Origin of the sequence: Massilia agrisoli (genome assembly GCF_020831365.1) — a bacterium.
In the GTDB taxonomy this organism is placed as follows: Bacteria; Pseudomonadota; Gammaproteobacteria; order Burkholderiales; family Burkholderiaceae_D; genus Telluria_A; species Telluria_A agrisoli.
In genome coordinates this window covers 724,078-749,721 of sequence record NZ_JAJHPV010000013.1, presented here as the reverse complement: position 1 = coordinate 749,721, position 25,644 = coordinate 724,078, and the positions used below count along the sequence as shown (strand labels likewise).

At 61.4% G+C, this 25,644-nt stretch carries 30 protein-coding genes and 1 tRNA gene; 9 read left to right on the top strand and 22 right to left on the bottom strand.

The window, feature by feature from the left end; translation table 11 throughout:
- Position 1 precedes the first annotated feature (1 nt).
- The 19 genes from nuoL to LMJ30_RS12340 form a co-directional block, all read right to left on the bottom strand.
- A complete protein-coding gene (gene nuoL, locus LMJ30_RS12425; RefSeq protein ID WP_229432653.1) occupies positions 2-2,062 on the bottom strand; it encodes an NADH-quinone oxidoreductase subunit L in 2,061 nt (686 codons plus the stop codon).
- A 35-nt stretch (positions 2,063-2,097) separates the two neighbouring features.
- Positions 2,098-2,406, bottom strand: a complete 309-nt coding sequence (nuoK, locus tag LMJ30_RS12420) for an NADH-quinone oxidoreductase subunit NuoK (RefSeq protein ID WP_161007942.1) — start codon at positions 2,404-2,406, stop codon at positions 2,098-2,100.
- Positions 2,403-3,077, bottom strand: coding sequence for an NADH-quinone oxidoreductase subunit J (locus tag LMJ30_RS12415; protein WP_229432652.1), 675 nt, complete (start codon positions 3,075-3,077; stop codon positions 2,403-2,405). The genes nuoK and LMJ30_RS12415 overlap by 4 nt, the downstream gene beginning before the upstream one ends.
- A 22-nt stretch (positions 3,078-3,099) precedes the next feature.
- Positions 3,100-3,588, bottom strand: a complete 489-nt coding sequence (gene nuoI, locus LMJ30_RS12410; protein ID WP_223468757.1) for an NADH-quinone oxidoreductase subunit NuoI — start codon at positions 3,586-3,588, stop codon at positions 3,100-3,102.
- A 12-nt stretch (positions 3,589-3,600) separates the two neighbouring features.
- A complete protein-coding gene (gene nuoH / locus LMJ30_RS12405; RefSeq protein WP_229432651.1) occupies positions 3,601-4,680 on the bottom strand; it encodes an NADH-quinone oxidoreductase subunit NuoH in 1,080 nt (359 codons plus the stop codon).
- A complete protein-coding gene (nuoG, locus tag LMJ30_RS12400) occupies positions 4,680-7,019 on the bottom strand; it encodes an NADH-quinone oxidoreductase subunit NuoG (RefSeq protein ID WP_229432650.1) in 2,340 nt (779 codons plus the stop codon). The genes nuoH and nuoG overlap by 1 nt, the downstream gene beginning before the upstream one ends.
- Positions 7,020-7,034: 15 nt before the next feature.
- Positions 7,035-8,330, bottom strand: coding sequence for an NADH-quinone oxidoreductase subunit NuoF (gene nuoF / locus LMJ30_RS12395; protein ID WP_229432649.1), 1,296 nt, complete (start codon positions 8,328-8,330; stop codon positions 7,035-7,037).
- The gene (gene nuoE, locus LMJ30_RS12390; protein ID WP_229432648.1) at positions 8,327-8,806 is read right to left on the bottom strand and encodes an NADH-quinone oxidoreductase subunit NuoE; all 480 of its coding nucleotides are present in this window, start codon (positions 8,804-8,806) and stop codon (positions 8,327-8,329) included. The genes nuoF and nuoE overlap by 4 nt, the downstream gene beginning before the upstream one ends.
- Before the next feature lie 36 nt (positions 8,807-8,842).
- Positions 8,843-10,096 (bottom strand): NADH-quinone oxidoreductase subunit D, encoded by a 1,254-nt coding sequence (locus LMJ30_RS12385; protein ID WP_229432647.1) that lies wholly within the window; start codon positions 10,094-10,096, stop codon positions 8,843-8,845.
- On the bottom strand, positions 10,096-10,689 hold the full coding sequence (locus LMJ30_RS12380) for an NADH-quinone oxidoreductase subunit C (protein WP_229432646.1): 594 nt from the start codon (positions 10,687-10,689) through the stop codon (positions 10,096-10,098). Before LMJ30_RS12380 ends, LMJ30_RS12385 begins: the two co-directional genes overlap by 1 nt.
- Positions 10,690-10,704: 15 nt before the next feature.
- Positions 10,705-11,181, bottom strand: a complete 477-nt coding sequence (locus tag LMJ30_RS12375) for a NuoB/complex I 20 kDa subunit family protein (RefSeq protein ID WP_054263649.1) — start codon at positions 11,179-11,181, stop codon at positions 10,705-10,707.
- Positions 11,182-11,184: 3 nt separating this feature from the next.
- Entirely contained in the window at positions 11,185-11,544 is a 360-nt protein-coding gene (locus LMJ30_RS12370; protein ID WP_169463344.1) for an NADH-quinone oxidoreductase subunit A, read from the bottom strand.
- Between the two features lie 157 nt (positions 11,545-11,701).
- Positions 11,702-11,786, bottom strand: a tRNA-Leu gene (locus tag LMJ30_RS12365).
- Between the two features lie 141 nt (positions 11,787-11,927).
- Positions 11,928-12,386, bottom strand: a complete 459-nt coding sequence (gene secG, locus LMJ30_RS12360) for a preprotein translocase subunit SecG (RefSeq protein ID WP_229432645.1) — start codon at positions 12,384-12,386, stop codon at positions 11,928-11,930.
- Positions 12,387-12,414: 28 nt separating this feature from the next.
- Positions 12,415-13,170 carry a triose-phosphate isomerase gene (gene tpiA / locus LMJ30_RS12355; RefSeq protein WP_229432644.1) on the bottom strand — a complete coding sequence of 252 codons (756 nt, stop codon included), beginning with the start codon at positions 13,168-13,170 and terminating at the stop codon, positions 12,415-12,417.
- 95 nt (positions 13,171-13,265) lie between these two features.
- Positions 13,266-14,246, bottom strand: a complete 981-nt coding sequence (locus tag LMJ30_RS12350) for an NAD(P)H-quinone oxidoreductase (RefSeq protein ID WP_229432643.1) — start codon at positions 14,244-14,246, stop codon at positions 13,266-13,268.
- A gap of 498 nt (positions 14,247-14,744) precedes the next feature.
- Positions 14,745-15,047, bottom strand: a complete 303-nt coding sequence (locus tag LMJ30_RS12345) for a hypothetical protein (RefSeq protein ID WP_229432642.1) — start codon at positions 15,045-15,047, stop codon at positions 14,745-14,747.
- A gap of 139 nt (positions 15,048-15,186) precedes the next feature.
- On the bottom strand, positions 15,187-15,591 hold the full coding sequence (locus tag LMJ30_RS21870) for a DUF6979 family protein (RefSeq protein ID WP_371873002.1): 405 nt from the start codon (positions 15,589-15,591) through the stop codon (positions 15,187-15,189).
- 155 nt (positions 15,592-15,746) lie between these two features.
- Positions 15,747-16,394 carry a DUF6988 family protein gene (locus tag LMJ30_RS12340; protein ID WP_229432641.1) on the bottom strand — a complete coding sequence of 216 codons (648 nt, stop codon included), beginning with the start codon at positions 16,392-16,394 and terminating at the stop codon, positions 15,747-15,749.
- Positions 16,395-16,798: 404 nt separating this feature from the next.
- Between LMJ30_RS12340 and LMJ30_RS12335 the strand changes: the two genes are divergently transcribed.
- Positions 16,799-17,026 carry a hypothetical protein gene (locus tag LMJ30_RS12335; RefSeq protein WP_229432640.1) on the top strand — a complete coding sequence of 76 codons (228 nt, stop codon included), beginning with the start codon at positions 16,799-16,801 and terminating at the stop codon, positions 17,024-17,026.
- A 3-nt stretch (positions 17,027-17,029) separates the two neighbouring features.
- On the opposite strand, the gene LMJ30_RS12330 is transcribed toward LMJ30_RS12335, so the two are convergent.
- The 3 genes from LMJ30_RS12330 to LMJ30_RS12320 are packed head-to-tail and all read right to left on the bottom strand — an operon-like array spanning position 17,030 to position 18,987.
- Positions 17,030-17,509: a VOC family protein gene (locus tag LMJ30_RS12330; protein WP_229432639.1), complete on the bottom strand. Its 480-nt coding sequence runs from the start codon at positions 17,507-17,509 to the stop codon at positions 17,030-17,032.
- Positions 17,510-17,542: 33 nt separating this feature from the next.
- Positions 17,543-18,154, bottom strand: coding sequence for a tetratricopeptide repeat protein (locus tag LMJ30_RS12325; protein ID WP_229432638.1), 612 nt, complete (start codon positions 18,152-18,154; stop codon positions 17,543-17,545).
- Positions 18,155-18,213: 59 nt separating this feature from the next.
- Positions 18,214-18,987: a GIN domain-containing protein gene (locus LMJ30_RS12320; protein ID WP_229432637.1), complete on the bottom strand. Its 774-nt coding sequence runs from the start codon at positions 18,985-18,987 to the stop codon at positions 18,214-18,216.
- A 550-nt stretch (positions 18,988-19,537) separates the two neighbouring features.
- Between LMJ30_RS12320 and LMJ30_RS12315 the strand changes: the two genes are divergently transcribed.
- The 8 genes from LMJ30_RS12315 (at position 19,538) to LMJ30_RS12280 (ending at position 25,643) form a co-directional block, all read left to right on the top strand.
- Entirely contained in the window at positions 19,538-20,074 is a 537-nt protein-coding gene (locus LMJ30_RS12315; protein ID WP_229432636.1) for an FxDxF family PEP-CTERM protein, read from the top strand.
- 351 nt (positions 20,075-20,425) lie between these two features.
- Positions 20,426-21,010 (top strand): A24 family peptidase, encoded by a 585-nt coding sequence (locus LMJ30_RS12310; protein WP_229432635.1) that lies wholly within the window; start codon positions 20,426-20,428, stop codon positions 21,008-21,010.
- 21 nt (positions 21,011-21,031) lie between these two features.
- Positions 21,032-21,865: a Flp pilus assembly protein CpaB gene (cpaB, locus tag LMJ30_RS12305; protein WP_229432634.1), complete on the top strand. Its 834-nt coding sequence runs from the start codon at positions 21,032-21,034 to the stop codon at positions 21,863-21,865.
- Positions 21,866-21,886: 21 nt separating this feature from the next.
- Positions 21,887-23,401, top strand: coding sequence for a type II and III secretion system protein family protein (locus LMJ30_RS12300; RefSeq protein WP_229432633.1), 1,515 nt, complete (start codon positions 21,887-21,889; stop codon positions 23,399-23,401).
- 9 nt (positions 23,402-23,410) lie between these two features.
- Positions 23,411-23,677 (top strand): hypothetical protein, encoded by a 267-nt coding sequence (locus LMJ30_RS12295; RefSeq protein WP_229432632.1) that lies wholly within the window; start codon positions 23,411-23,413, stop codon positions 23,675-23,677.
- Between the two features lie 139 nt (positions 23,678-23,816).
- Positions 23,817-24,023 carry a Flp family type IVb pilin gene (locus LMJ30_RS12290; protein ID WP_229432631.1) on the top strand — a complete coding sequence of 69 codons (207 nt, stop codon included), beginning with the start codon at positions 23,817-23,819 and terminating at the stop codon, positions 24,021-24,023.
- A 44-nt stretch (positions 24,024-24,067) separates the two neighbouring features.
- Positions 24,068-24,274, top strand: a complete 207-nt coding sequence (locus tag LMJ30_RS12285; protein WP_229432630.1) for a Flp family type IVb pilin — start codon at positions 24,068-24,070, stop codon at positions 24,272-24,274.
- Positions 24,275-24,344: 70 nt separating this feature from the next.
- Positions 24,345-25,643, top strand: coding sequence for a Tad domain-containing protein (locus LMJ30_RS12280; RefSeq protein ID WP_229432629.1), 1,299 nt, complete (start codon positions 24,345-24,347; stop codon positions 25,641-25,643).
- The last annotated feature ends 1 nt before the right edge of the window (position 25,644 follow it).

The following is a 25,644-nucleotide window of genomic DNA, read 5'->3' as shown; positions in this document are numbered from 1 at the left end:
GTTAAGCGTGCCAAAACGGCAGGAAGTAGACCAGGAACCCCAGCACGCCGAGGATCATCACGAAAGCGTAGTGGTAGATGTAACCGGTCTGCAGTACGCGGACCAGCGACGAGAACCAGCCCACCACTTTGGCCGAACCGTTGACGACCAGGCCGTCGATCAGGTTGCGGTCGCCGTGTTTCCACAAGCCGCCGCCCAGCAGGCGTGCACCGCCCGCGAAGACGACATCGTTGAACTTGTCCATGTAGTACTTGTTGTCCAGCAGGGTGTGCACCGCGCGGAACTTGGCATAGAACCAGCTTGGCACGCGCGGGTTGACCATGTAGCAGTAGTAGGCAGCGGCCACGCCGGACAGCGCGAGCCAGAACGGTGGCGTCATCAAGCCGTGGGTAACCATCGCAACCGGGCCATGCCAGTTCGCGGCCAGCTCTTTCAGGCCAACGTGGTTCTCGCCCACGAAGATCACGCCCTTGAAGAAGTCGCCGAACAGCATCGGGCCGATCGTCATGAAGCCGATGATCACCGAAGGAATCGCCAGCAAAATCAGCGGCAGGGTCACCACCAGCGGCGACTCGTGCGGCTTCTGGCCAGGAGCCAGGCCGTGGTGATGGTGGTCGTCATGCGCGTCTTCTTCATGATGGCCGTCCGAATCGTGGCCTTCCGAATGGTGGTGCGGCTTGCCGAAGCGCTCTTCGCCGTGGAAGACGAGGAAGTACATGCGGAACGAGTAGAACGCGGTGACGAACACGCCAGCCAGCACGGCGAAGTTGGCGAAGCCCGAACCCCACAGGTTGGTTGCGTGCACCGCCTCGATGATCGAGTCCTTCGAGTAGAAGCCCGAGAAGAACGGGGTGCCGATCAGTGCCAGCGAGCCAAGCAGCGAAGTGATCCAGGTGATCGGCATGTACTTGCGCAGGCCGCCCATGTTACGGATGTCCTGGTCGTGGTGCATGCCGATGATGACCGAGCCTGCGCCAAGGAACAGCAGGGCCTTGAAGAATGCGTGCGTCATCAGGTGGAACACGGCGGCCGAGTAGGCCGATGCGCCCAGCGCGACGGTCATGTAGCCCAGCTGCGACAGGGTCGAGTAAGCGACCACGCGCTTGATGTCGTTCTGGATGATGCCGAGGAAGCCCATGAACAGCGCGGTGATCGAGCCGATCACCAGCACGAAGGACAGCGCGGTGTCGGACAGTTCGAACAGCGGCGACATGCGCGCCACCATGAAGATGCCGGCGGTAACCATGGTCGCCGCGTGGATCAGCGCCGAAATCGGGGTCGGGCCTTCCATCGAGTCAGGCAGCCAGACGTGCAGCGGGAACTGGGCCGACTTGCCCATCGCGCCGATGAACAGGCAGATGCAAGCAACGGTGATGATCATCCAGTCGGTGCCCGGCAGCGTTGCGCTCACCAGCGCATCCTTCTGCGCGAAGACTTCCTGGTAGTTCATCGAACCGGCGTAGGCCAGCAGGAGGCCGATACCGAGGATGAAGCCGAAGTCGCCCACGCGGTTGACCAGGAAGGCCTTCATGTTCGCGAAGATCGCGGTCGGGCGGGTGTACCAGAAGCCGATCAGGAGGTACGACACCAGGCCCACTGCTTCCCAGCCGAAGAACAGCTGCAGGAAGTTGTTGGCCATGACCAGCATCAGCATCGAGAACGTGAACAGCGAGATGTACGAGAAGAAGCGGTTATAGCCCTCATCCTCTGCCATGTAGCCGATCGTGTAGATGTGCACCATCAGCGACACGAAGGTCACCACGCACATCATCATCGCCGACAACGCATCGATCTGGAATCCGACTTCCAGCTTAAGGCTGCCAACGGTCATCCAGTTGTAGATAGTGCCGTTGAAGGAAGCGCCGTCGAGCACCGCCATCAGCGTCTGCACCGACAGGATCAGCGCGACCAGCACGCCCAGGATGGTGACCGTGTGCGACGTCTTGCGGCCGACCACGTTGCCCAGGAATTTAGTACCCAGCAAGCCGGCAATCATCGAACCGACGAGCGGCGCCAATGGAATAGCCAGTAAGAGGTTAGGGTTAAGAATTTGCCCCGCCATATTGAACCTTATTCGTTATCTGTTGGGTTAAAGACTTAGCCTTTGAGGCTGTCGAGGTCTTCCACGTTGATCGTGTCCAGGTTACGGAACAGGACCACAAGGATCGCCAGGCCAATTGCCGACTCGGCTGCTGCAACGGTCAGGATGAAGAACACGAAGATCTGCCCTGCCGCGTCGCCCAGGTAATGCGAGAAGGCGATGAAGTTCATGTTCACTGCCAGCAGCATCAGTTCGATGGCCATCAGCAGGACGATGATGTTCTTGCGGTTCAGGAAGATCCCGACGATCGAGATCGCGAACAGGATCGCGCCCAGGACCAGGTAGTGTGCGAGCGATAAGGTCATTTTGTCTCCTTGGAGGCGGCGTCTTGCGCTTCGGCCGCGGCCAGGGCCTCGGCTTTCGACGCTGCATCGAGGGCTGGCTGGTCAACGACCGCCATCTTGACGACGCGCAGGCGGTCATTGCGCTTGACGCGGACAGCGTCAGCCGGATCGAAAGCCTTGGTGTCCTTGCGCTTGCGCAGGGTCAGCGACACTGCGGCAATCATTGCTACAAGCAAGATCACTGCGGCAATTTCGAAGCCATAAATATATTTGGTGTAGATCAGCAGGCCCAGTTCCTTGGTGCCGCCGATGTTGGCCGCCGCCGCTTCCGCCGACTGCTCGAAGCCGAGGAAGCCGCGCCACAGCACCGCCGCCATTTCCAGCACGATCACCGCGCCAATGGCGGACGCCATCGGCAGGTGGCTCCAGAAGCCTTCGCGCAACCGGTCCATGTTGATGTCCAACATCATGACCACGAACAGGAACAGCACCATCACGGCGCCGACATAGACCAGTACCAGCACGATGGCCAGGAACTCGGCCTTGAGGAGCATCCAGATGCCGGCGGCGTTAAAGAACGCCAGCACCAGGAACAGGGCCGCGGTGACCGGATTGCGGGCCGTAATCACGCGGGTCGCGGCCAGCACCATGATGGTCGCGAACACGTAAAACAAAGCAGTTGTAAATTCCATAACTAACCCAGTAGCCTGCAGATTAACGGTAAGGCGCATCGGCGGCGCGGGCCGCGGCGATGTCAGCTTCGTAGCGGTCACCGACCGCCAGCAGCATTTCCTTCGTGTAGTACAAGTCGCCGCGCTTTTCGCCGTGGTACTCGAGCACGTGGGTTTCGACGATCGAATCCACCGGGCACGATTCCTCGCAGAAGCCGCAGAAAATGCACTTGGTCAGGTCGATGTCGTAGCGCGTGGTACGGCGCGAACCGTCGTCGCGCTGCTCGGACTCGATCGTGATCGCCATCGCCGGGCACACCGCTTCGCACAGCTTGCAGGCGATGCAGCGCTCTTCCCCGTTCGGGTAGCGGCGCAGCGCATGCAGGCCGCGGAAACGCGGCGACATCGGGGTCTTTTCTTCCGGATACTGAACGGTGATCTTGCGCGAGAACATGTACTTTCCCGTCAGCGCCATCCCTTTGAACAGTTCGGTCAGCATCATGCTGCTGACAAAGTCTTTAAGTCGTTCCATGATTCCTGTTCCTTACTTCCAAATATTCCAGGACGTCTGCATCCAGGCGGCGACCACGACCAGCCAGAACAGCACGAGCGGAATGAATACCTTCCAGCCGAGGCGCATGATCTGGTCATAGCGGTAGCGCGGGAAGGTGCCGCGAATCCAGACGAACAGCGAGACGATGAAGAAGGCCTTGGCGAACAGCCAGAAGAAGCCGCCCAGCGCGCCGAATTCGAGGAAGGCGAACGGCGCCGACCAGCCGCCCAGGAACATGATCGAGGCCAGCGTCGCGATCAGGATCATATTGGCGTATTCGGCCAGCATGAACATCGCGTACGACATGCCCGAGTACTCGACCATGTGGCCGGCAACAATCTCGGACTCGCCTTCAACCACGTCGAACGGGTGGCGGTTACATTCGGCCAGGCCGGAAATGATGTAGACCACGAACAGCGGCAGCAGCGGCAACCAGTTCCACGACAGGAAGTTCAGGCCCATCTCGGCGAACTGGCCGCGCTGCTGGCCAAGGACGATGTCCGAGAAGTTCAGGCTGCCCGACACCATCAGCACGACCACCAGCGCGAAGCCCATCGGGATTTCGTACGAGATCATCTGTGCCGAGGCGCGCATCGCACCCATGAACGAATACTTCGAGTTCGACGCCCAGCCGGCGATGATGATGCCGTAGACTTCCAGCGAGGTGATCGCCATCAGCAGCAGCAGGCCGGCATTGACGTTGGCCAGCACGATTTCCGGGCCGAACGGTACCACCGACCAGGCGGCCAGCGCCGGCATGATGGTCATGATCGGGCCGATGATGAACAGCGCCGATACCGCTTTGGTCGGCACCACGATTTCCTTGAACAGCAGCTTGAGCGCATCGGCGATCGGCTGCAGCAGGCCCATCGGACCGACGCGGTTCGGGCCGACGCGGATCTGGATCCAGCCGATCAGCTTACGTTCCCACAGGGTCGCGTAGGCAACCAGGCCCATCAGCGGCAGCAGGACGCACAGGATTTTCACCATGGTCCATGCGAGCGGCCACACCGGGCCCAGCAGGCCTTCGCCGGTGGTGGTGATGGTGTTAATGAATTCAGGCATAGCCATTACGCGCCCTCCCCTGCTTTTTCAACCTGGATTGCACCGAACAGCGCACCCAGCGCGGCGGTCGCGTGGTGTGCGGTCGACACGCGGACTGCATTGGCCGGCAGGCGGGCATCGATGCCTGCCACCAGCACGGCGCTGCCCGAACCCTGCGAGACCTTGACGGTGTCGCCGGCCTTGACGCCCAGCTTGTCAGCCAGCGCCTTCGGCAGCTGGACCAGCGGCGCGTTGGCGTCGGCGGTGCGCAGCAGTGGTTCGGAACGGCGCGCAATCGCGTCGGCGAAGTAGATAGGCACGTCGGTCACGCGCTCCAGCGCGCCCGAGGTACCGAACGAGCTTGAGGCCAGCGCTGCCTTGCCGGTGTTGTTCAGCTTGGCCGACAGGTCGGTCACGCCCTTGCCGAACAGCTCGTCGCGGATCGCTTCGGACGTCTCGTAGTCGAAACCTTGCAGGCCGAGCAGGTTGCCCAGCACGCGCAGCACTTTCCACGCAGGACGGGTCTCGCCCAGCGGCTTGACGGTGCCGTTGAAGCTTTGTGCGCGGCCTTCGCAGTTGACAAAAGTGCCCGAGGTTTCGCTGAATGGCGAAATCGGCAGCAGCACGTCGGCGTACTCGAAGCCATGCTTGAAGGCCGACATTGCAACGACCATCTCGGCGGCGTCCAGCGCGGCACGGGCTTGCTGCGGGTTGTGGCTGTCCAGCTCAGGTTCGGCGTTCAGCAGCACGTAGGCTTTCTTTGGCTGCGAGAAAACAGGAGCGGCGTTCTTGGCGTAAGCGCCGGCCAGGTAGCCGCCGACCGTATTGGCCGCGTCCACCAGGTAGCCCAGCTTGGCGCCGGTCTGTTCAGCGATCCACTGCGCCGCTGCGTGCAGCTGCGACGCCTGTGGGTGCTGGCTGACCGAGTTGCCGAGCAGGATAGCGCCAGGCATGTCCGCGCCGGTCTGCGACAGGCTGGCCGCGATGGCCTTGGCTGCGTCGGACGCCTGCACGTTTTCAAAGCCGTTTGGCGCCGAAATACCTTTTTCGCCGGCGATGGCGGCAACCACTTCCGACAAGGCGGCGAGCCAGTCGGACGGTGCGGCGATCATCTTCGAGCTTGTTGGGATCAAGAGGTCGTCGTCGGAAGCGTGCAGGATCGACAGCTTGGCGCCGTTCTTCACAGCAGCGCGCAGGCGCGTGGCGACCAGCGGGTGATCCTTGCGCAGGAACGAACCGATGACGAAGGCGCGCGACAGGTTCGACAGCTCTGCAATCGGCATGCCCAGCCATGGGGTGACGGCGCCATCGTTGGCGAAGTCAAGCTGGCGCAGGCGGAACTCGACGTTCTCCGAACCGATACCGCGTATGGCCTTGGCCAGCAGGGTCAGTTCTTCGACGGTCGAATGCGGGGTCGCGACAGCGGCGATGGCGTCGGCGCCATGCTCGTGCTTGATGTTACGCAGGCCGTGGGCCACGTACTCAAGCGCGGTCTGCCAGTCGGTCTCGGCCCACTGGCCGCCCTGCTTGATCATCGGCGAGGTCAGGCGTTCGGCATTGTCCAGCGCTTCGTAGGAGAAGCGGTCCTTGTCCGAGATCCAGCATTCGTTGATCGCTTCATTTTCCAGCGGCAGGACGCGCATGACCTTGCCGCCCTTGACCTGGACGATCAGGTTGGAACCGAGCGAGTCGTGCGGGCTGACCGACTTGCGGCGCGACAGTTCCCAGGTACGGGCGCTGTAGCGGAAAGGCTTGGAGGTCAGTGCGCCAACCGGGCACAGGTCGATCATGTTGCCCGACACTTCGGAGTCGACGGTCTTGCCGACGAACGAAGTGATCTCGGCGTGTTCGCCGCGGCCCAGCATGCCCAGTTCCATCACGCCGGCAACTTCCTGACCGAAACGTACGCAACGGGTGCAGTGGATGCAGCGGGTCATCTCTTGCATCGAAATCAGCGGGCCCGCGTCTTTCGGCGGCACCACGCGCTTTTCTTCTTCGTAGCGCGAGTTGCTCTTGCCGTAGCCGACAGCGAGGTCTTGCAGCTGGCATTCGCCGCCCTGGTCGCAGATCGGGCAATCGAGCGGGTGGTTAATCAGCAGGAATTCCATCACGGACTTCTGTGCCTGGACCGCCTTGTCGCTGTTCGAGCGCACGATCATGCCTGCCGAGACTGGCGTGGCGCAAGCCGGCAAAGGCTTGGGCGCCTTCTCGACTTCTACCAGGCACATGCGGCAGTTAGCAGCGATCGACAATTTCTTGTGATAGCAAAAATGCGGGATGTAGGTACCAAGCTTGTTGGCTGCGTCCATCACCATGCTGCCTGGTGGGACTTCTACCTTTTTACCGTCAATTTCAATTTCAACCATGAGCGTTCTCTGGCCTTAGAGATAAGTCGGCACGAGGCAATGCTTGTGCTCGATGTGATATTCAAATTCTTCGCGGAAGTTCTTGATCATGGCGCGTACCGGCATCGCCGCCGCATCGCCCAGCGCGCAAATGGTGCGGCCCTGGATGTTGTCGGCGATCGAGTTCAGCATGTCCAGGTCATCGGCGCGGCCCTGGCCGTTTTCGATGCGGTGGACCATGCGGTACATCCAGCCGGTACCTTCGCGGCATGGGGTGCACTGGCCGCACGATTCTTCGTAATAGAAGTACGACAGGCGCAGCAGCGACTTGACCATGCAGCGCGTCTCGTCCATGACGATGACCGCGCCCGAACCCAGCATCGAGCCGGCTTTGGCGATCGAATCGTAGTCGAGGTCGGTGTCCATCATGACGTCGCCGCGGATTACCGGAGCGGACGAACCGCCTGGGATGACTGCCTTGATCTTCTTACCGCCGCGCATGCCGCCAGCCAGCTCCATCAGCTTGGCGAATGGCGTGCCCAGTGGAACTTCGTAGTTGCCTGGACGCTCGACGTCGCCCGAGATCGAGAAGATCTTGGTGCCGCCGTTGTTTGGCTTGCCCAGGCCGAGGTAGTTGTCGGCGCCCATGTTCAGGATGAACGGGACGGCAGCGAACGTCTCGGTGTTGTTGATCGTGGTCGGCTTGCCGTACAGGCCAAACGAGGCCGGGAACGGCGGCTTGAAGCGCGGCTGTCCCTTCTTGCCTTCGAGCGACTCCAGCAGCGCGGTTTCTTCGCCGCAGATGTAGGCGCCGTAGCCGTGGTGCGCGTGCAGCTGGAAGCTGAACTCGCTACCCATGATCTTGTCGCCCAGGAAGCCCGCAGCGCGCGCTTCTTCCAGCGCTTCTTCAAAGCGCAGGTAGTCCTGGAAGATCTCGCCGTGGATGTAGTTGTAGCCCACGGTGATGCCCATTGCGTAAGCGCCGATGGCCATGCCTTCGATCAGCGAATGCGGGTTGTAGCGGATGATGTCGCGGTCCTTGAACGTGCCCGGCTCGCCTTCGTCGGTGTTGCAGACGAGGTATTTCTGGCCCGGGTACTGGCGCGGCATGAAGCTCCACTTCAGGCCGGTAGGGAAACCGGCGCCGCCGCGGCCGCGCAGGCCCGAGGCCTTCAGGTCGGCAATGATCTGTTCCGGCGTGATCTTCTCTTCGATGATACGGCGCAGCGCGCTGTAGCCGCCGCGCTTGACGTACTCGTTCAGGCCCCAGTTGTCGCCGTTCAGGTCCTTGAGGATCAGCGGATTGATGTGACGGTCGTGCAGGCTGGTCATTTGTTCAGTTCCTCTACCAGGGCGTCGATCTTTTCGTCCGTCATGAACGAGCACATGCGGTGGTTGTTGACGATCATGACCGGTGCGTCGCCGCACGCGCCCATGCACTCGCCTTCAACCAGGGTGAACTGGCCGTCGTGGGTGGTTTCGCGGTAGCCGATGCCCAGCATGTCCTGCAGGCGCTTGCCGGCGCGTTCGCCGCCCGACAGTGCGCAAGGCAGGTTGGTGCACACGGTGATCTTGTGCTTGCCGACCGGCTTGGTGTTGTACATGTTGTAGAAGGTCGCGACTTCCTGCACGGCGATCGCAGGCATGCCGATGTAGTCGGCCACTTCCTGCATCACTTCCGGCGACAGCCAGCTGGTTTCCACTTGCGCGTGCGCCAGCGCGGCCATCACGGCGGACTGGCGTTGGTCGGCCGGGTACTTGGCCAGCTCGCGGTCGATCTTTTTATAGCACTGTTCTGATAACAACATAAATTTCTCTCTCTCAGGCTTTACCGGACGCGAGCGTCACCTGTCAATACTGCCGAATACGATGTCCTGCGTTCCGATGATGGTGACGGCGTCGGCGATCATGTGGCCGCGCGCCATTTCATCAAGGCTTTGCAGGTGGGCGTAGTCCGGGGCGCGGATCTTCAGGCGGTACGGCTTGTTGGCGCCGTCGGAGATCAGGTAGATGCCCAGCTCGCCCTTCGGATGCTCGACTGCCGCGTAGGCTTCGCCCGGCGGCACGTGCATGCCTTCGGTAAACAGCTTGAAGTGGTGAATCAGCGATTCCATGTTCGACTTCATGTCGGTGCGCTTTGGCGGCGCGACCTTGTGGTTGTCGACCATCACCGGGCCCGGGTTGGCGCGCAGCCAGCTTGATGCTTGTTTGATGATGCGGTTCGACTGGCGCATTTCTTCGATGCGCACCAGGTAGCGGTCATAGCAGTCGCCGTTGGTGCCGACCGGAATGTCGAAGTCCATCTTGTCGTAGACGGCGTAAGGCTGCATCTTGCGCAGGTCCCATTCGACGCCGGAACCGCGCAGCATGGCGCCGGTGAAGCCCATCGCCTTCGCCGCTTCCGGCGACACCACGCCGATGCCGACGGTACGCTGTTTCCAGATACGGTTGTCGGTCAGCAGGGTTTCGTATTCGTCGACATAGGTCACGAAACGCTTCGAGAAGTCGTCGATGAAGTCCAGCAGCGAGCCCTGGCGCGCTTCGTTCAGCTCGTCGATGGCCTTGGCGCTGCGGATGATCGATGCCTTGTGCTTCGGCATGGCGTCCGGCAGGTCGCGGTACACGCCGCCCGGACGGTAGTAGGCCGCGTGCATGCGCGCGCCCGACACCGCTTCGTAGCAGTCGAACAGGTCTTCGCGGTCGCGGAACGCATACAGGAACGGGCCCATCGCGCCGACGTCGAGCGCGTGCGCGCCCAGCCACATCAGGTGGTTCAGCAGGCGGGTGATCTCGTCGAACATCACGCGGATGTACTGCGCGCGCACCGGCACTTCGATGCCCAGCAGCTTTTCGATCGCCAGCACGTAAGCGTGCTCGTTGGCCATCATCGACACGTAGTCGAGGCGGTCCATGTACGGCACCGACTGCAGGTAGGTGCGGGTCTCGGCCAGCTTCTCGGTGCCGCGGTGCAGCAGGCCGATGTGCGGGTCGGCGCGCTGGATCACTTCGCCGTCAAGCTCCAGCACCAGGCGCAGCACGCCGTGCGCTGCCGGGTGCTGCGGACCGAAGTTCAGGGTGTAATTCTTAATCTCAGCCATTATTTCATCCCGTAGGTTTCTTCGCGGATCACGCGCGGAATGATTTCACGCGGCTCGATCGTCACGGGTTGGTAGATCACGCGCTTCTGCTCTGGGTCGTAGCGCATTTCGACATAGCCCGAAATCGGGAAGTCCTTGCGGAACGGATGGCCGATGAAACCGTAGTCGGTCAGGATGCGGCGCAGGTCGTTGTGGCCTTCGAACAGGATGCCGTACAGGTCGAACGCTTCACGCTCGTACCAGTTGGCCGAACGCCAGATGCCCGCCACGGAGGCGAGCACAGGCATTTCGTCGTCGCTTGCGAACACGCGCACGCGCACGCGCCAGTTGTAGTCCAGCGACAGCAGGTGCGACACGGCCGCGAAACGCAGGCCGTCCCACGTGCCTTCGCCGTAGGTCGAGTAGTCGACGCCGCACAGGTCGAGCAGCTGGTCGAATTTCAGCGCCGGATCGTCGCGCAGGGTCAGCATTGCGGCCAGGTAGTCGGCCGACTTGACCACTACGGTCACTTCGCCCAGCGCGCTGGAAATAACCGCGCCCTCGCCCAGCGCTTTTTGCAGCGCAAGTTCAAGGGTTTCGAGTTTTGTCGTCATGATGGGAACCGCTTCTTATCGAGCAATGGTGTTGGTGCGCTTGATCTTGTTCTGCAGCTGCAGAATGCCGTACAGCAGCGCCTCAGCGGTCGGAGGGCAGCCAGGCACGTAGACGTCGACCGGCACGATGCGGTCGCAACCGCGCACCACCGAGTACGAATAGTGGTAGTAGCCGCCGCCGTTGGCGCAGGAACCCATCGAGATCACCCAGCGCGGTTCCGGCATCTGGTCGTAGACCTTGCGCAGCGCCGGCGCCATCTTGTTGCACAGCGTGCCGGCGACGATCATCACGTCGGACTGGCGCGGCGATGGACGGAACACGACGCCGAAGCGGTCCATGTCGTAGCGGGCAGCGCCCGTGTGCATCATCTCGACCGCGCAGCAAGCCAGCCCGAACGTCATCGGGAACATCGAACCCGTGCGCGCCCAGTTGATCAGCTTGTCTGCTGTGGTGGTGATGAAACCTTCGTTTAATACGCCTTCAATTGACATGGCTTATTCCCAATCAAGGGCACCTTTCTTCCAGATGTACCAAAAACCGACCACGAATTCGGCGATGAACACCATCATCGTCACGAAGCCGGACCAGCCCAGTTCTTTCATGGAGACGCCCCATGGGAAGAAGAATGCCGTTTCCAGATCAAACAAAATAAACAGGATCGCGACCAGGTAGTACCGGACGTCGAATTTCATGCGTGCGTCTTCAAAAGCTTCGAAGCCGCATTCGTAAGGGGAGAGTTTTGCAGTGTCAGGCTTGTTCGGGCCGAGCAGGTAGCCAAGTACCTGGGGGACGACACCGACGCCGATGCCGACAAGAATGAACAACAGGACGGGGAAGTAATTTTCGAGGTTCACGGAGATGAGCCTTTGTTGAACGATCGGTTAATGAAACACTGCGTAGCTAGCAGCGCCCTACCGCGCGATCCTGGCTTTCTGATCATGCGACCAGGACCGAACGTCTGATCCCGTAAAAAAGCCAGCAAAGGCGCAGCCCTTGCTGGCTTCTGGATTCTGGTGCCGACGGCGAGACTCGAACTCGCACAGCTTGCGCCACTACCCCCTCAAGATAGCGTGTCTACCAATTTCACCACGTCGGCAGTGAAGTCCGCTATTCTACAGCGTTACCACTCACTGTTCAATGCGTACTTGCGATAAAACAAGGGAAAAACCAAAAAAACTATACTGCTTTTTTGACATGGGTCAAATTGCGACCCACGTCTGCTGAAACGCTGTGCAAATCACTTCGGCACTTCGGTTGCAGGTGCTGCCGGGGCTGGCGCAGGAGCTGCTGGAACCGCGTCAGGCGTGGCGGCCGGGGCTGCCGGAGCCGTCGCAGCAGGCGCGGTAGGCAGCGATGGATCGACTGGCGCGGCTGGGGCGGTGCTGGTCGAAGGAATGGCTGCCGGGCCGGTGACAGGCGCTGCGCGCTCCATCACACCGCCGCTGACTGCCACGTCGCGGTCGCTGCTGAAGTAAGCCAGCGCCAGGGTCGACGCGAAGAAGATCGCCGCGGCCACGCCGGTCGACTTGGACATGAAGTTCGAGGAACCCGATGCGCCAAACAGGCTGCCCGATGCGCCCGAACCGAAAGCGGCGCCCATGTCGGCGCCCTTACCGTGCTGGAGCAGAACGAGGCCGATGATGATCAGGGCCGACAGAACCTGCACGACGACGACCAGATTGTAAAAGGTGTTCATTGCTATTCCATTCCAAGATTAACTAAGTTTAAGTATTCGCTGCTGCGTGGATGATGGCGAGGAAATCCGCCGCCTTCAATGCTGCTCCGCCGATCAGGCCGCCGTCGATATCCGGCTGCGCCATCAATTCTTTTGCGTTATCGGGCTTCATGCTGCCGCCGTACAGAATCTGCACTTTGCCGGCCGCCACTGCATTCTTTTCCGCCAACTGCGCGCGCAAACGCGCGTGCACTTCCTGGGCCATCTCCGGCGTTGCCGTGCGGCCGGTGCCGATTGCCCAGACCGGCTCGTAAGCCACGACGATCTTCGCCACGCCGTACGCATCGAGGCGTTCGAGCACGTGGGCGAGCTGGTTGCGCACGACCACGTTGGTCTGCCCTGCTTCGCGCTCATCCAGCGTTTCGCCGACGCATACGATCGGCGTCATGCCAGCGCCAATAACTGCGACAGCTTTTTGCGCCACGAGTTCACTGCTTTCGGCATGGTAGGCGCGGCGCTCGGAGTGGCCGACGATCACATAGCGGCATCCGAACTCGGCCAGCATCTGGGCCGAGACCTCGCCGGTGTAAGCGCCACTGGCGTGCGCGGACACATCCTGCGCGCCCCAGCCGATCGGCGTGCCGGCCAGTACTGCCTCGCACTGGGCCAGGTAAGGCGCCGGTACGCACACGGCGCTGTCCGCCTGCGCAGCATCGAAGCCAGCAACAATGCCGGACAACAGGCTGGCGTTGGCGGCACGGCTGCCGTTCATCTTCCAATTACCTACGACGAGTTTGCGACGCATAGTAGCCCAGATTCAAATAACCCGCTATTCTAACCCCCGTTCCTATGTCGGTCAAACAATGGACAGCCGGAAGCTTCATTCTGGGCAGATGCGTATCAAATTAACTGCAAGACAATCTTTCCGACGTGGGTGGAGGACTCCATCAGGGCATGCGCCTCGGCGGCCTGCTCCAGCGGGAAGGTCTTGAAAATCACCGGGCGGATCTTGCCCGCCTCAATCAGCGGCCAGACTTTTTCCTGCAGGCGCCAGGCGATGGCGGCCTTGAAGCTGACCGGACGCGGGCGCAGGGTCGAACCGCTGATGGTGAGGCGGCGGCGCAACACCTGGCCGAGGTCGACATTGGCCTTGGCGCCGCCCAGCAGCGCGATCAGGGCGATGCGGCCGTCGTCGGCCAGGCAGCTGATTTCGCGCGCCACGTAGTCGCCTGCGACCATGTCGAGGATCACGTCAACGCCCTTCCCGCCTGTCAGCTCCTTGACCACTTCGGCAAAATCCTCGGTGCGGTAATTGATACCGCGCTCGGCGCCCAGTTCCTCGCAGGCGCGGGCCTTCTCGTCGCTGCCCGCGGTGGCGAACACACGGTGGCCGAGTGCGGTCGCCATTTGGATGGCCGTGACGCCGATGCCGGAGGTGCCGCCCTGTACCAGCAAGGTCTCGCCCGTCGACAGGTGGGCGCGGTCGAACACATTGCTCCACACGGTAAAGAAGGTTTCCGGCAAGCTGGCTGCTTCCAGCGGAGACAAGCCGGCCGGGAGTGGCAGGCACTGCTGCAGGGGCGCGGCGCAGTATTCGGCATAGCCGCCGCCCTGTACCAGCGCGCATACCATGCTGCCCTTCTGGAACGGACTGCCATCGAGATCGCCGTCGACGATCTCGCCGGCCACTTCCAGGCCCGGCAGGTCGGATGCGCCGGGCGGGACGGGATAGTGGCCGAGGCGCTGCAGCACGTCGGGACGGTTGATGCCCGCGGCGTACACCTTGATCAGGACTTCACCGGCCTTCAGCTCGGGGATGGGACGATCGCACAGTTTCAGGACACTTGGGGGGCCGGGCTGGGTGATTTCGATTGCGCGCATGGGGAATCGCTCCTTGGACGGAAAGAGTGATTGTAAGGCACCTCGTTTAAGGCCGCTCCCGACCCGAGGCAGACCTTTTTCACCTCTACGCTTGCTTCCTCTTTTCTTTTTCTTCCTTAAGGATCGACGTGCACTCTTCCGCTGTAGGTATCGTACGTTCGGTAATGATGTCGTGCCAGCCGCCGCAGTTAGGATCTGGGCAGCCACAGACAGTCGCTCGTATGGGATGCATGGTTAAACCATCCCGTTTCTGTATGGAGTTAGTTCGCTCTTCGCTCTTAATAAGATCGACGATCGCCGCGCGCTTCAAGAATTTTCCAACCATTGTGTTCTCCTGATACGCAACTAGTTTAAAGCTGACAAAACGCGTCGCTAATGCGACCGCTTGTGGGCGACGCCGGCCGATGAGCTCAGCATAGCAGGTCGCCATGGGCCGGAAAATCGCAGACTGTATGATGGACGGGTATCGCCCCGAAGCAGCCATTGACCGCGACTCGGCTAAGCCTCTTTAAGATCGCTGAACCAAGCTGGCCAGTCATCATGCACTGCGTAATGGGCGACGAACTCAGCGGCTGTTTTTTTGCTGACCTTTTTCTCAGTCAAATAGTCGAGCTGGGTGATTAGGTCTTCGTGACCGAGTACTACTTCGAAGCCCTCATCTGCGATCTGCGAAGGAACGCGAAAGTCATCCGTAAGTGGGATATACCTGGCCTCGCTCCCCCATGTGAATGGTGGAATCGCGACCAATACCATGTCATCCGACACCTCGCGAGCTTTCGCAACTGCTTCTTCCAGGTTCACGCTTTCTATCCTTCTCTCCTAGGTCCCGCTCTCAACCAGATGATAGTGGTTCACTCGACATTGTTAAGTCCGCTTTTGGCCGGAACCAGTCCCTCACTTCGGTCACAGGCTGTGGCCGCATGCCATCGAGGACCTCGTCTCAAGTTTGGAGGTGCTCCCCGAATCGAAGCAGTCCAGCTTTGGCTAGACCTAGAATCACATGCATCTGCTGGTTATAGGCCTTCCCAGACGCATGTGTGACTACGGTCCAGAGCTGCCGAGGAGGCATCGCTACGTAACCAGGATGTCCGGCCAGGAGCGCTAGGCAATCTTTGGCATGGCGCGCATTTTCGCTGTCCCCCACAACGCCTGCACCAGGCAGATCCTTTACCGCGCCACTAGCGCAAAGCGTGAGAAAGGTCGTGCGAGGACAGCCTTTTGATTGCATGGAAGCGCTCTCGGGGAACACTTCAACTGCCGCATCGTCCCAAGCCTCGCGTGGCGAGATCGGTCCACTACGAAGTTTAAGAGCAGCTCGTACAGCAACATCGGCATAGTCTGGCATGATTAATCTCAATTTAGCAGGTGAAGGAAGCGTATGGGGCGCTTGTGTGCGATTCCGGACTTCGTCAAGGCTCAGTGATCAAGGTCCGGTACGGTACGAACGAGCGTTTAATTAGGCATAGGTTTACTAGAGGTAGGAACACATCAGCAACCCTGTCATGGATTCGGGCTGAGGATAGGAAGGCAATCTGCAAAGTCTGCATGGATCGATCTTAACGGCCCCATTTTACGCGGGTCTCCGGTAAGAATTGATGCAAGTTGCCCAGCAAGTGCGACGATAGCGTTCGAGTTGCGTATGACATCGAAAGTAAGTTGCACTGGGTAGCCTGTTATCATCCTCGAAAGCGGATGTAAGCCGCCATGAGTGTAGCTATTCATAGCCTTCCACGACGCGTCCTTATAATCCTTCAATTGTTCGACAATTGACTTTGGAGAATTCGGACTAATTTCAAGTTGCTTCAACATGTCCGCTAGTCCTAAGCCTTCGTTCGCCCGTTTGGCGTTCTCCAGCGTCAACGGCTCGCTTAGCTTGTCGACCCACATTTCGCTCGCCGCATGTAGGAGCCAAATCCCGCGCACAAGACTCTCATATTGCGTGCGCATCAGAGCGAACGCGGAAGGGAACAATCCACTACGAATCAGTACTACACACGCGCTTGCATGCTCTAGCGAAAGCAAGGCGGCCTGGAACGCAATGGAGTAGCGAGTTCCATCTGCTGGGGTGAGGCCAACAATATGCGAATCCACCACCTGATGAAAATGGTTAGTTCGTTCCAAAAATGCGTGAACTTTTTCCTGGTTCATATAAGAAGATATCCTGCTTGTCTATTACTTGGTACTCCGACCGAATGCTCGCGCATGCCGACCCTTTATATAACCCACCTACGTCAGCTTCTGGCCGAAAACGGACATCGAAACGGCTCAGTGTACGGTTTTTTGTTGACGCCTTGCCAAGTACGCGGTTTTTTTGACCCGCTCGTAGCCAACTCAGGAGTGACGTCAAACGCGGCCGGGCCTCATCCTCCATCATGCCGTCATGCTCATGCGCGCCATCCGGGCGCGGGCTCTGGGGATGCAGTAGGTATAGTTAGGCCATGCCGACCGCCGATAAGTATCCAAGCACTCCCGACGGACGCTACTTCGTTGTAGCGGGTCGACTCTGGCGCACAAGCAATCCACAGCTCACGCCCGACGAAAGGCAGAAGCTCGTGAATCAACTGATGACGGCGCGCAGGAATGTTGGCGCAGCCAAGAAAGCTGGCGACACGCAAGCAGAGCGCAGCGCGCGCGCCGCGGTCGACGCCAGCAAGCGTGCCCTGGGCGAGCGCGGGCCAGTATGGTGGACCGACGGCGCACCGGATTTCAACAGGCGCATGGTCGCCAACACGCCCTATGCCGAGTGGCACGCTGCCCTCGTCGCAAAGGGCGCTCCCTGAGGCTCAACCTCGAACGGCAGCCTCGATCTTCGCGATGTCGATTTTCCCCATCGTCATCATGGCTTCAAAAGCCCGTTTCGCCACAGCCGGGTCAGGATCAGTGATCGCTGAAGTAAGAACGCGTGGCGTGATCTGCCACGATATTCCCCACTTATCCTGGCACCAGCCGCATTCGCTGGCCTGTCCGCCGTTGCGGACAATCGCATTCCACAGGCGGTCGGTCTCGGCCTGGTCGTCGGTGGCGATCTGGAACGAAAACGCGATGCTGTGTTTAATGCCAGGTCCACCGTTGAGGCCAAGGCAAGGGATGCCAGCCACCGTGAAATCTACAGTCAACACGTCGCCTTGCTTGCCGGAGGGATAGTCCGAGGGCGCGCGCATGATCGCTCCCACCGAGCTGTCCGGAAAGGTCTCTGCGTAAAATTGCGCCGCTTCTACTGCATCGCTGTTGAACCACAGGCAAATCGTATTTTTGCTGACCATGTTCGTTCTCCGATGGGTGAAGGATGAATGGCTTCAGGTGTTGTCGCCCGTCCTCGATCGCGTTGGCAACGGCGTGCCAGGGCGCCATGACCGTGACATTGCCTGCGCTTCCTCGATCTGTTCAGGCGTCATGCGCCGGGCAATCGCCGCGCGCTGCTCGACCGCGTTGGCGTTGCCGTTGGCTGCCGCCAGGTTCCACAGCATGTAGGCAAGCACCACGTCCTGCGGCAAGCCGGCCGCATGGTAGCGGTACATCAGCCCGAGCGCGTGCTGCGCTTCGGCATGGCCCTGCTCGGCCGCCTTGCGGAACCACGAGATCGCTGTCTTGTGGTCCTGTGGGACAGCATTGCCGGTGTAATACATGGCGCCGACGACATACTGCGCGTCGGACTTGCCCTGCATTGCGGCCTTGCGGTGCCAGCTCAGCGCCTGCTTGTAATCGCGCGCGACGCCACGGCCCATGTAATACATCAGGCCGAGCAAGTGCTGCGCGTCCGCGTGGCCTTTTTTGGCCAGCGGCGTAACTTCTTTCAGTGCCAGCGCGTAGTTTTTTGCATTGTAGGCGTTGGCGCCTTCAGTAAAGCCCGCCACCGCGCTGGCATGCAGGCCTAGTGCGAATGTGATCGCAACGAATAATTTTTTCATGTCTCAAACTGGGTTCTGTTAGTACACCCTGCCGGTCCTCTTCTGAGGACTGCTCTTTTTTATTTCCAGCTGACCTTGCCGAGGCCGTCGACGCTGACGCTGCGGTTGAGCGGCTTGCCGTACACCGTTACCGAGCCCAGCCCCGACAGGTTCAGGTTCGCGTTTTCGCGCGCGGTGACCGAGGCGTTGCCCAGGCCGCTCAGCTCAAGGTTGACCGTATCGACCTGGAAGTGCTGCGCGTCAAGGCCGCCGAGGCCTCCTAAGGTTGCCTTCAGCCACTTGCTACGCCCGTGCAGTGTGACAAAGCCGGCGCCGCGCAAGTTCAGGTCGATGCCTTCGCTGTCGACGCCCTCAATGTTCATGCTGCCTACGCCGCCCAGGCTGGCCGTGACGATGCGGTAGCTACAGCTGACCTTCATGGAGCCTGCGCCTTCCAGCGACAGGTCGAGTTCGTCGCCGGAAAAGCCGCGGATCTCGGTCCAGCCCACGCTTTCGGACGACACCTCGCGCAGGTTCGGCAGGGTCAGCTCGGCGCGCACGCTGCTGTGGCGGTGCAACTTAAAGCCGCGCATTTCGGTGCCGATGTTGATCGTGTCGCCGTGCTGGACGACGGTGGTCTTGTCGAGCCAGCGCTTGTCGCCGGTAATCACCAGATGGGGAACGGGACCTTGCCTGAGCTTGAGGTCGATGACGCCGTCAAGCTTGACGCGCACGGCGCGCGCGTCGACGGGACGGGTTTCAGTCACGACATCGTCGGCGCCCGCCGCGAACGCGTTTCCGATAAAGGCGAAGAACGCCGCAATGACGACACCCACGTTCAGGTACTTACTCATCCCATCTCCAGACAGTTCGCTGCCAGCTTGTTGCTGGCGAGCTTGGTTTTATGCCGTGCATGCACGCTTGTCAATACACTACCAGTAAGCGGAGCCGCCTTCCAGTGGATTGTTTCAATGCCCGCACTCTTGCTTTTTACTGAAGCGATAACTATAGCCAGCGATCGCGGGGCGGACCACGAAAATGCGACGAACTGCATTTTTGACTATACAGATGACAAATACGCGGGATGGGGTCCCGCCACCTTGGATTTTCCGCTTGGAAATCATTTCCCTTCACAGACCTGCCGCGTGCGCGTAGGACCAAACTGACGAATATTGAAAAGACGCATGCCCTTTAGGACGAAAATTTATCTTCTGCCAATATGCCGCACTATGAGACAACTTGAACCGACAGTAACCGACGTAAACTTGTCGTGCCGACAACCAATTTGCAACTAGCTGTAACCGTTAAGGGAAACCCAACAAATCGGACTTTTCGCCATGCTACTTTGCCACCTCGTTCAACCGGGCCCAGCTATATCGGACCCATCAATTGAAGAGGTAAACCATGAAAATGAAAAGCTTAGTTTCCGCTATCGTGCTGGCCAGTGCCGGCCTCGTGTCGCACTCGGCGCTTGCAGAAGACATCAGTAACCCACTGCAAACGATCACCTTGGAAGACAACTCCGGATTCTTCGGCGCGTTGTTCACGGGAAGTAACGCAGGCGCCACGTTCGCCGACCGGTGGAGCTTCACCACCACGGCGGCAGGCGACCTGACGGCAGACCTCGTTTCCTTGTCCGGTAACGCCAATAACGGCCTGGACATCACCGGCTTCTCGCTGTTCGACGCCAGCGGCATGGTCCTCGGCGGCACCCAGCTGTCGACCGGGCTGGCCGACCAGTGGAGCCTCAACTACGACAACCTGGCGGCCGGCACCTATTACGTGCAGGTCAGCGGCGGCGTGATGTCCAACGCGGCCGGCAAGTACTACGCCGACATCGCGCTGGCGCCGGTACCGGAGCCAGAAACCTACGGCATGATGCTGGCCGGTCTTGGCCTGGTAGGCTTCATGGCCCGCCGCCGCAAGAAGGCGCAGGCCTAAGCAACCCTCGCAGACCATTCACAGATGCATGCGTCGTCGGGGGGCATGCCGCACTGAATGAGTTGCTAGAAAATCGGGGTCAGACCACTGTTGTTTTGGAATATTCCAAAACAACAGTGGTCTGACCCCGATTTTCGCAATTTTTGCAAAACAACAGTGGTCTGACCCCGATTTTCGCAATTTTTGTCTGAACCAGGAGAAAACGACTAGGCGCATGATGCCGAAGGACTATTCAATTCATTAAAAAACAGGAGCGTCGTCCCAGCGGGAAAAGGACATCCCTCCGATTCGCGGTTGAGCCCGCCTAAATATACTCAAGCCATCGATCACCACCTCATTGCGAGAGAGATCATGGCTGAACTTGACTCCTTCTTCGACTTGCTCGTCATGCTGGTCACCGATCCGCGTACCGGCGTGCTGCTGGCCCTGCTGGTGGCCGCGGCAGTCAGCGATTACCGTACTTTCCGCATCCCCAACCGCATCACCGGCGGCGGCATCCTGTTCGCCCTGCTCTACAACACCATCGTTCCCGCCGAATGGCACGCCGACTGGACCTGGGCGCCCGCCGGCATGCTGCTGGGATTTTTCGCGATGCTGCCGATGTACCTGATCCGCGCCATGGGCGCCGGCGACGTCAAGCTGATGGCGATGGTTGGCGCCTTCCTCGGCGTCTCGGACACCGCCTACGCGCTGCTGTTCTGCATCGTCACCGCCGGCATCTCCGCCCTTATCTATGCCCTGCACAAGGGCGTGATGGGACGCATGCTGGCCAATACCGGTTCTATCTTGCGCGGCATGTTCTGGTCCTCGGTTGCCACCGGCAACCCGCAGCTCCAGCCCGGCGCCGTCGCATCGGTGGGCAAGCTTGCCTATGGCATCAGCATTGCGTTCGGCACCATCAGCTTCCTGATCGCCCGGCAGTTCAACCTCGTCTAACCCTCGCCCGGAGGCATCACCATGAAGAACCTCAAAGCGCTCGGGCTGATCCTGCTGGCCCTGCTCATCGGCCTGGCGGCAGCCGCCTACGCTACCGGCTGGGTGTCGCGCCAGGCCGGCATCGCCTCCGACAAGGTGGTGGTGGCCGCGGTCGATATCGAACTGGGCAGCAAGATCAACGCCGAGATGCTGTCGACCCTTGACTGGCCCGCCGGCGCCATGCCGCCGGGTGCGTTCAAGGACGTCAAGGAGCTGCAGGACCGTATCGTCAAAGTCAGCATCCTGCGCGGCGAGCCGCTGCTCGAAGGCAAACTGGCGCCGCTGGGCACCCTGGGCGGACTGTCGGCGGTAATTGCCGACGGCAAGCGCGCCATGACGGTGCGCGTCAACGACGTGGTCGGCGTCGCCGGGTTTGCCCTGCCGGGCAATTACGTCGATGTGATGGTCAACGCACAGCAGGACAAGGCCGACGGCGAAGCCGGCAAGCAGATCAGCATCACGGTGCTCGAACGGGTGCTGGTGCTTGCAGTGGCCCAGGAGGCGGGCCGCGACGACACCAAGCCCAAGGTGGTCAGCGCCGTCACCCTCGAGCTGTCGCCCGAAGATTCCGAAAAGCTCGACCTGGCGCGCAGCGTCGGCACCCTGTCGCTGGTGCTGCGCAACCAGGTCGACCAGAAGACCGTGGGCACCGCCGGCATCACCAAGACCGAGCTGTTCGGCGGCCCGAAAGCGCCGGCGCCCAAGCCTGCCGTGGCGGTGAAACGGCGCGCCGCCGTCGCCGCCGCGCCACTTGCCATCAAGCGACCTTGTGTGGAAGTGATCCAGCACGGCGCCTCAACGCTGAGCTGCTTTTGAACCGCCACGGAGAACCCAACCATGAACACGCACATCCTCATTGCGGCCTGGACCGCAGCGGCGGCCACCATTGCCGCGCCGGCCTACGGCGCCGCGGAAGCCGGCGCCAAGAACTGCAAGTCGGTCGTGGTGGCGCCGACTGCGCAGGTGATGCTCGGTAAGTCATCGGTAGTGCCGCTGGCCTCGCCTGTCACCCGGATCGTGGCCAGCGGCCAGCCCAGCGCCAGGCCGGCGTCGGCCCAGCCCGCGGCCGCGCCAGCAGCGGGGCCGGATTCCGCGGACAGCGTCAGCATCGCCGACATGGACGTCCTGTTGCTGAGCCCGACCGACCTGTTCCTGCGCGGTAAAAAAGCCGGCGCCACGAATGTCATCATGCAGGACGCCGCCGGCGCCTGCTACCTGCTCGACATCGTCGTGACGGTCGACCCCGCCACCTTGCAGGCCAAGCTGGCGGAGCTGATGCCTGAGGAAGGCGACATCCGTGTCAGGAGCGCAGAGAACGCCACCGTGTTGACCGGCAAGGTCAGCGACGCGACCAAGGTGGACGAAGTGATGCGCATCGCAAACGCATACGGCGGCGGCAAGCGCGTCGTCAACCTCTTGCGCGTCACCTCACCCCAGCAAGTGATGCTGGAAGTGAAGATCGCCGAGGTCAGCAAAACCTTGCTCGACAAGTTCGGTATCGACGTTGCGCGCATGTTCACCACCGCCGACGGGCTGACGTCAAAAATTATCTCCGGCATCTTTGGCGGCGCGCCAGCGCTGATGGGCAGGTTCGGCAACAACGTGGCCGGCGGCGTGCTCGACAGCGCAGCGGAAGCAGTCGTCAGCGGCGGCAACTCGGCCGCACGGACCAGGCTGGCAGCTGCCGGCAAAAGTTCCACCCTGATCGGCATCGACGCGGAGAAGAAGGACGGCCTGGTGCGCGTGCTGGCCGAGCCGAACATCATGGCCATCAGCGGCCAGTCGGCCAGCTTCCTCTCAGGCGGCAAGATATTTATCCCGGTCGCCCAGTCGCGCGACAGCGGCGGCACCACGATCACCCTTGAGGAAAAGGAATTCGGCGTCGGGCTCAAGTTCTCGCCCACGGTGCTCGAAGGCAGCCGGGTCAATCTCAAGCTGGTGTCGGAGGTATCCGAGCTGGCCCAGACCGGCTCGCCGTTCACCACCGTCGGCGGGGTCACCTCGGTACTGCCGTCGATCACCACGCGCAAGATCGACACCACCGTGCAGCTGAACGATGGCCAGAGCTTCGCCGTTGCGGGACTGATCCGTAACAACGTCACCGAAACCCTGTCCCGTTTCCCCGGGCTGGGCGAGCTGCCGGTGCTGGGCGCGCTGTTCCGCTCCACCGAGTTCCAGAAGGACCAGACCGAACTGATATTCATCATCACGCCGCGCCTGGTCAAGCCGGCGGCCGCCCTTGCCGTGCCGACCGACACGCATGTGGAACCTGGCCGCGCCGACGTGATCTTGCTGGGCAAGGCCGAGGCAACGATACCGGCTGCGCCGGCCGAACCCGCCACCGGCAAATAGGAGAACACCATGAACAAACTGATGTGCTGCGCGGCGCTGGCCGTGCTGGCTGGCTGCGCCTCGACCACGCCCAACTACGACGCGCGCTTTGGCGACGCGGTACGCCACGCGCGCACCGCGATGACGGCCAACCCGGAGGCGCCGGCCAGCCAGGACCCCGCCGCCGGCATCGACGGCCAGGCCGCGAAAGAGGCGCTCGGCCGCTACCACGACAGCTTCAAGGCGCCGCCGCCGGTCGTCAACGTGATCAACATCGGCGGCGTGGCCGCCAAATAAGCGCCGCCACGGGCGGACAGCGAAATCCAGCACCGGCCCCGCGGCCGGTGCGCGGAGCAGCAAGCCACCCGGGAAGGGTGGGCAGGACTGGTATTTACCAGGTAAATCGTCGTCAACCTCAACTTGAAAGGTCATCAAAATGAACAGCTTTCTGAAATCGGTGAAGCAGTCGATCCAGTCCTTCGCCCAGGACGATGAAGGCGCGCAGGTCGTCGAATACGCGCTGATCATCGCGGTCGTATCGATCATCCTCGTGGTCGCACTGCGCAACCTCACCGGCACCAGCTTCGACGGCTTCATCGGCCGTGTCGCCACCTGCCTGACCACCTCCGCAGCCTGCGCCTGACCGGCCACGGCACGTCATCCCTCAACCACCTGAAAGAGGACAACATGAAAACCATGCTCAAGGCGGCAGGCCGCGCCATCCGCAGCTTCGCCAATGACGACGAAGGTGCACAGGTCGTCGAATACGCGCTGATCATCGCCGTGGTCTCGATCATCCTGGTCGTTGCGCTGCGCAACCTCACCGGTACCAGCTTCGACGGCTTCATCGACCGCGTGGCCGAATGCCTCACCAGCTCGGCAACCTGTGCCTGATTGGCCAGCCGGCGGGCCGCGTTTAACAAGCGCGGTCCGCCATTCACAGATCAAGACCATGTCCAAGCCCATGCCAACCACAATCGACCGGCCCGGCCACGCCACGCGCCAGGGCGGCGCCGTGATCCTGTTGGTCTGCTTCCTGTTGTTCTTCCTGCTGGGATTCGTCGCCATCGCCTTCGATTTCGGCCGCCTGTTCATCGTTAAAACCGAACTCCAGACCGCCATGGACAGTTGCGCCCTCGCCGCCGCGCAGGAGCTCGACGGCCAGGCCAGCGCGCTGACCCGCGCGCGCAGCGCCGGCATGACGGCCGCCAATCTCAACCGGGTCAACCTGCAGTCTCCCGACTGGGATGGCAAGGGCCAGCTGATGGATGCCGGCATCACCTTCCGCGACCCCGCGTATTCACCGACCACCCTTGCCGCCAACGCCCGCTACGCGCAGTGCGAGCACCGCCAGGAAGGTGTGCGCATGTGGCTGTTGCACGCGATGGGCGCCTTTACGGGCGACAGCACAGCCAACCCGTCGGCGCGCGACGTGCTGGCCAGTGCGGTCGCCACGCGCGCCAGCTCGCAGAGCACCTGCCCGATTCCCGTGGCGATCATGGCCAGGCCAGGCGGCACGGCTGCCAACAATTTTGGCTTCCTGGTCGGTGAATGGATCACCGTGCTCGATAAAGCCGGCGTCGGGACCGCGCCGGGTGAAATGGGCTGGTTCAACCTGGACGGCAGCAACAGCGCCAGCGAAACCGCGGCGGAGCTGTCCGAGGGCGGCAGGTGCGGCACCCGCATCGGCGACACGCTCGGCACCCCAGGCGCGCAAACCAGTGTCGACCGGCCGTGGAACTACCGCTTCGGCGTCTACAAGAACACCGACTCCCCCAGCGAACACCACCCCGACCAGACCGGATACGCCTACACCGCCGCCAACTGGAAAAACGCCGTGCCGCAGAACGCCTTCGCGGGCCCCCCGGCGGCGGGCTCGCATCCGAGCGCGCAAAACTACATCACCAAGCGCGCCGCCTTTGCTTCGCTGGCAGACACCGGCACCAACCTGAAAGCAGGCTCGCAGATCGCCTTTGGCGACATTAACAAGCTAAACAGTTTTCATAAGCTGGCCACGCCTGGCGCGGGCGGCCAGCACCAGCAGTACGGCTACAGCCGGCGCCTGGTCGTGGTCCCGGTGATAAACAACGCCGCCCAGGTGATCAACTACGTGTGCATGTTCATGCTGCATCCGCTGAGCGGCCCGAACGACCCGGCGCAACTCGAGTTCCGCGGCCTGGCCGGCATCCCCGAATCCCCATGCGCACCGAGCGGCATGCCGGGCGGTTCGGCCGGCCCGCTGGTGCCGGTACTGGTGAGGTGAC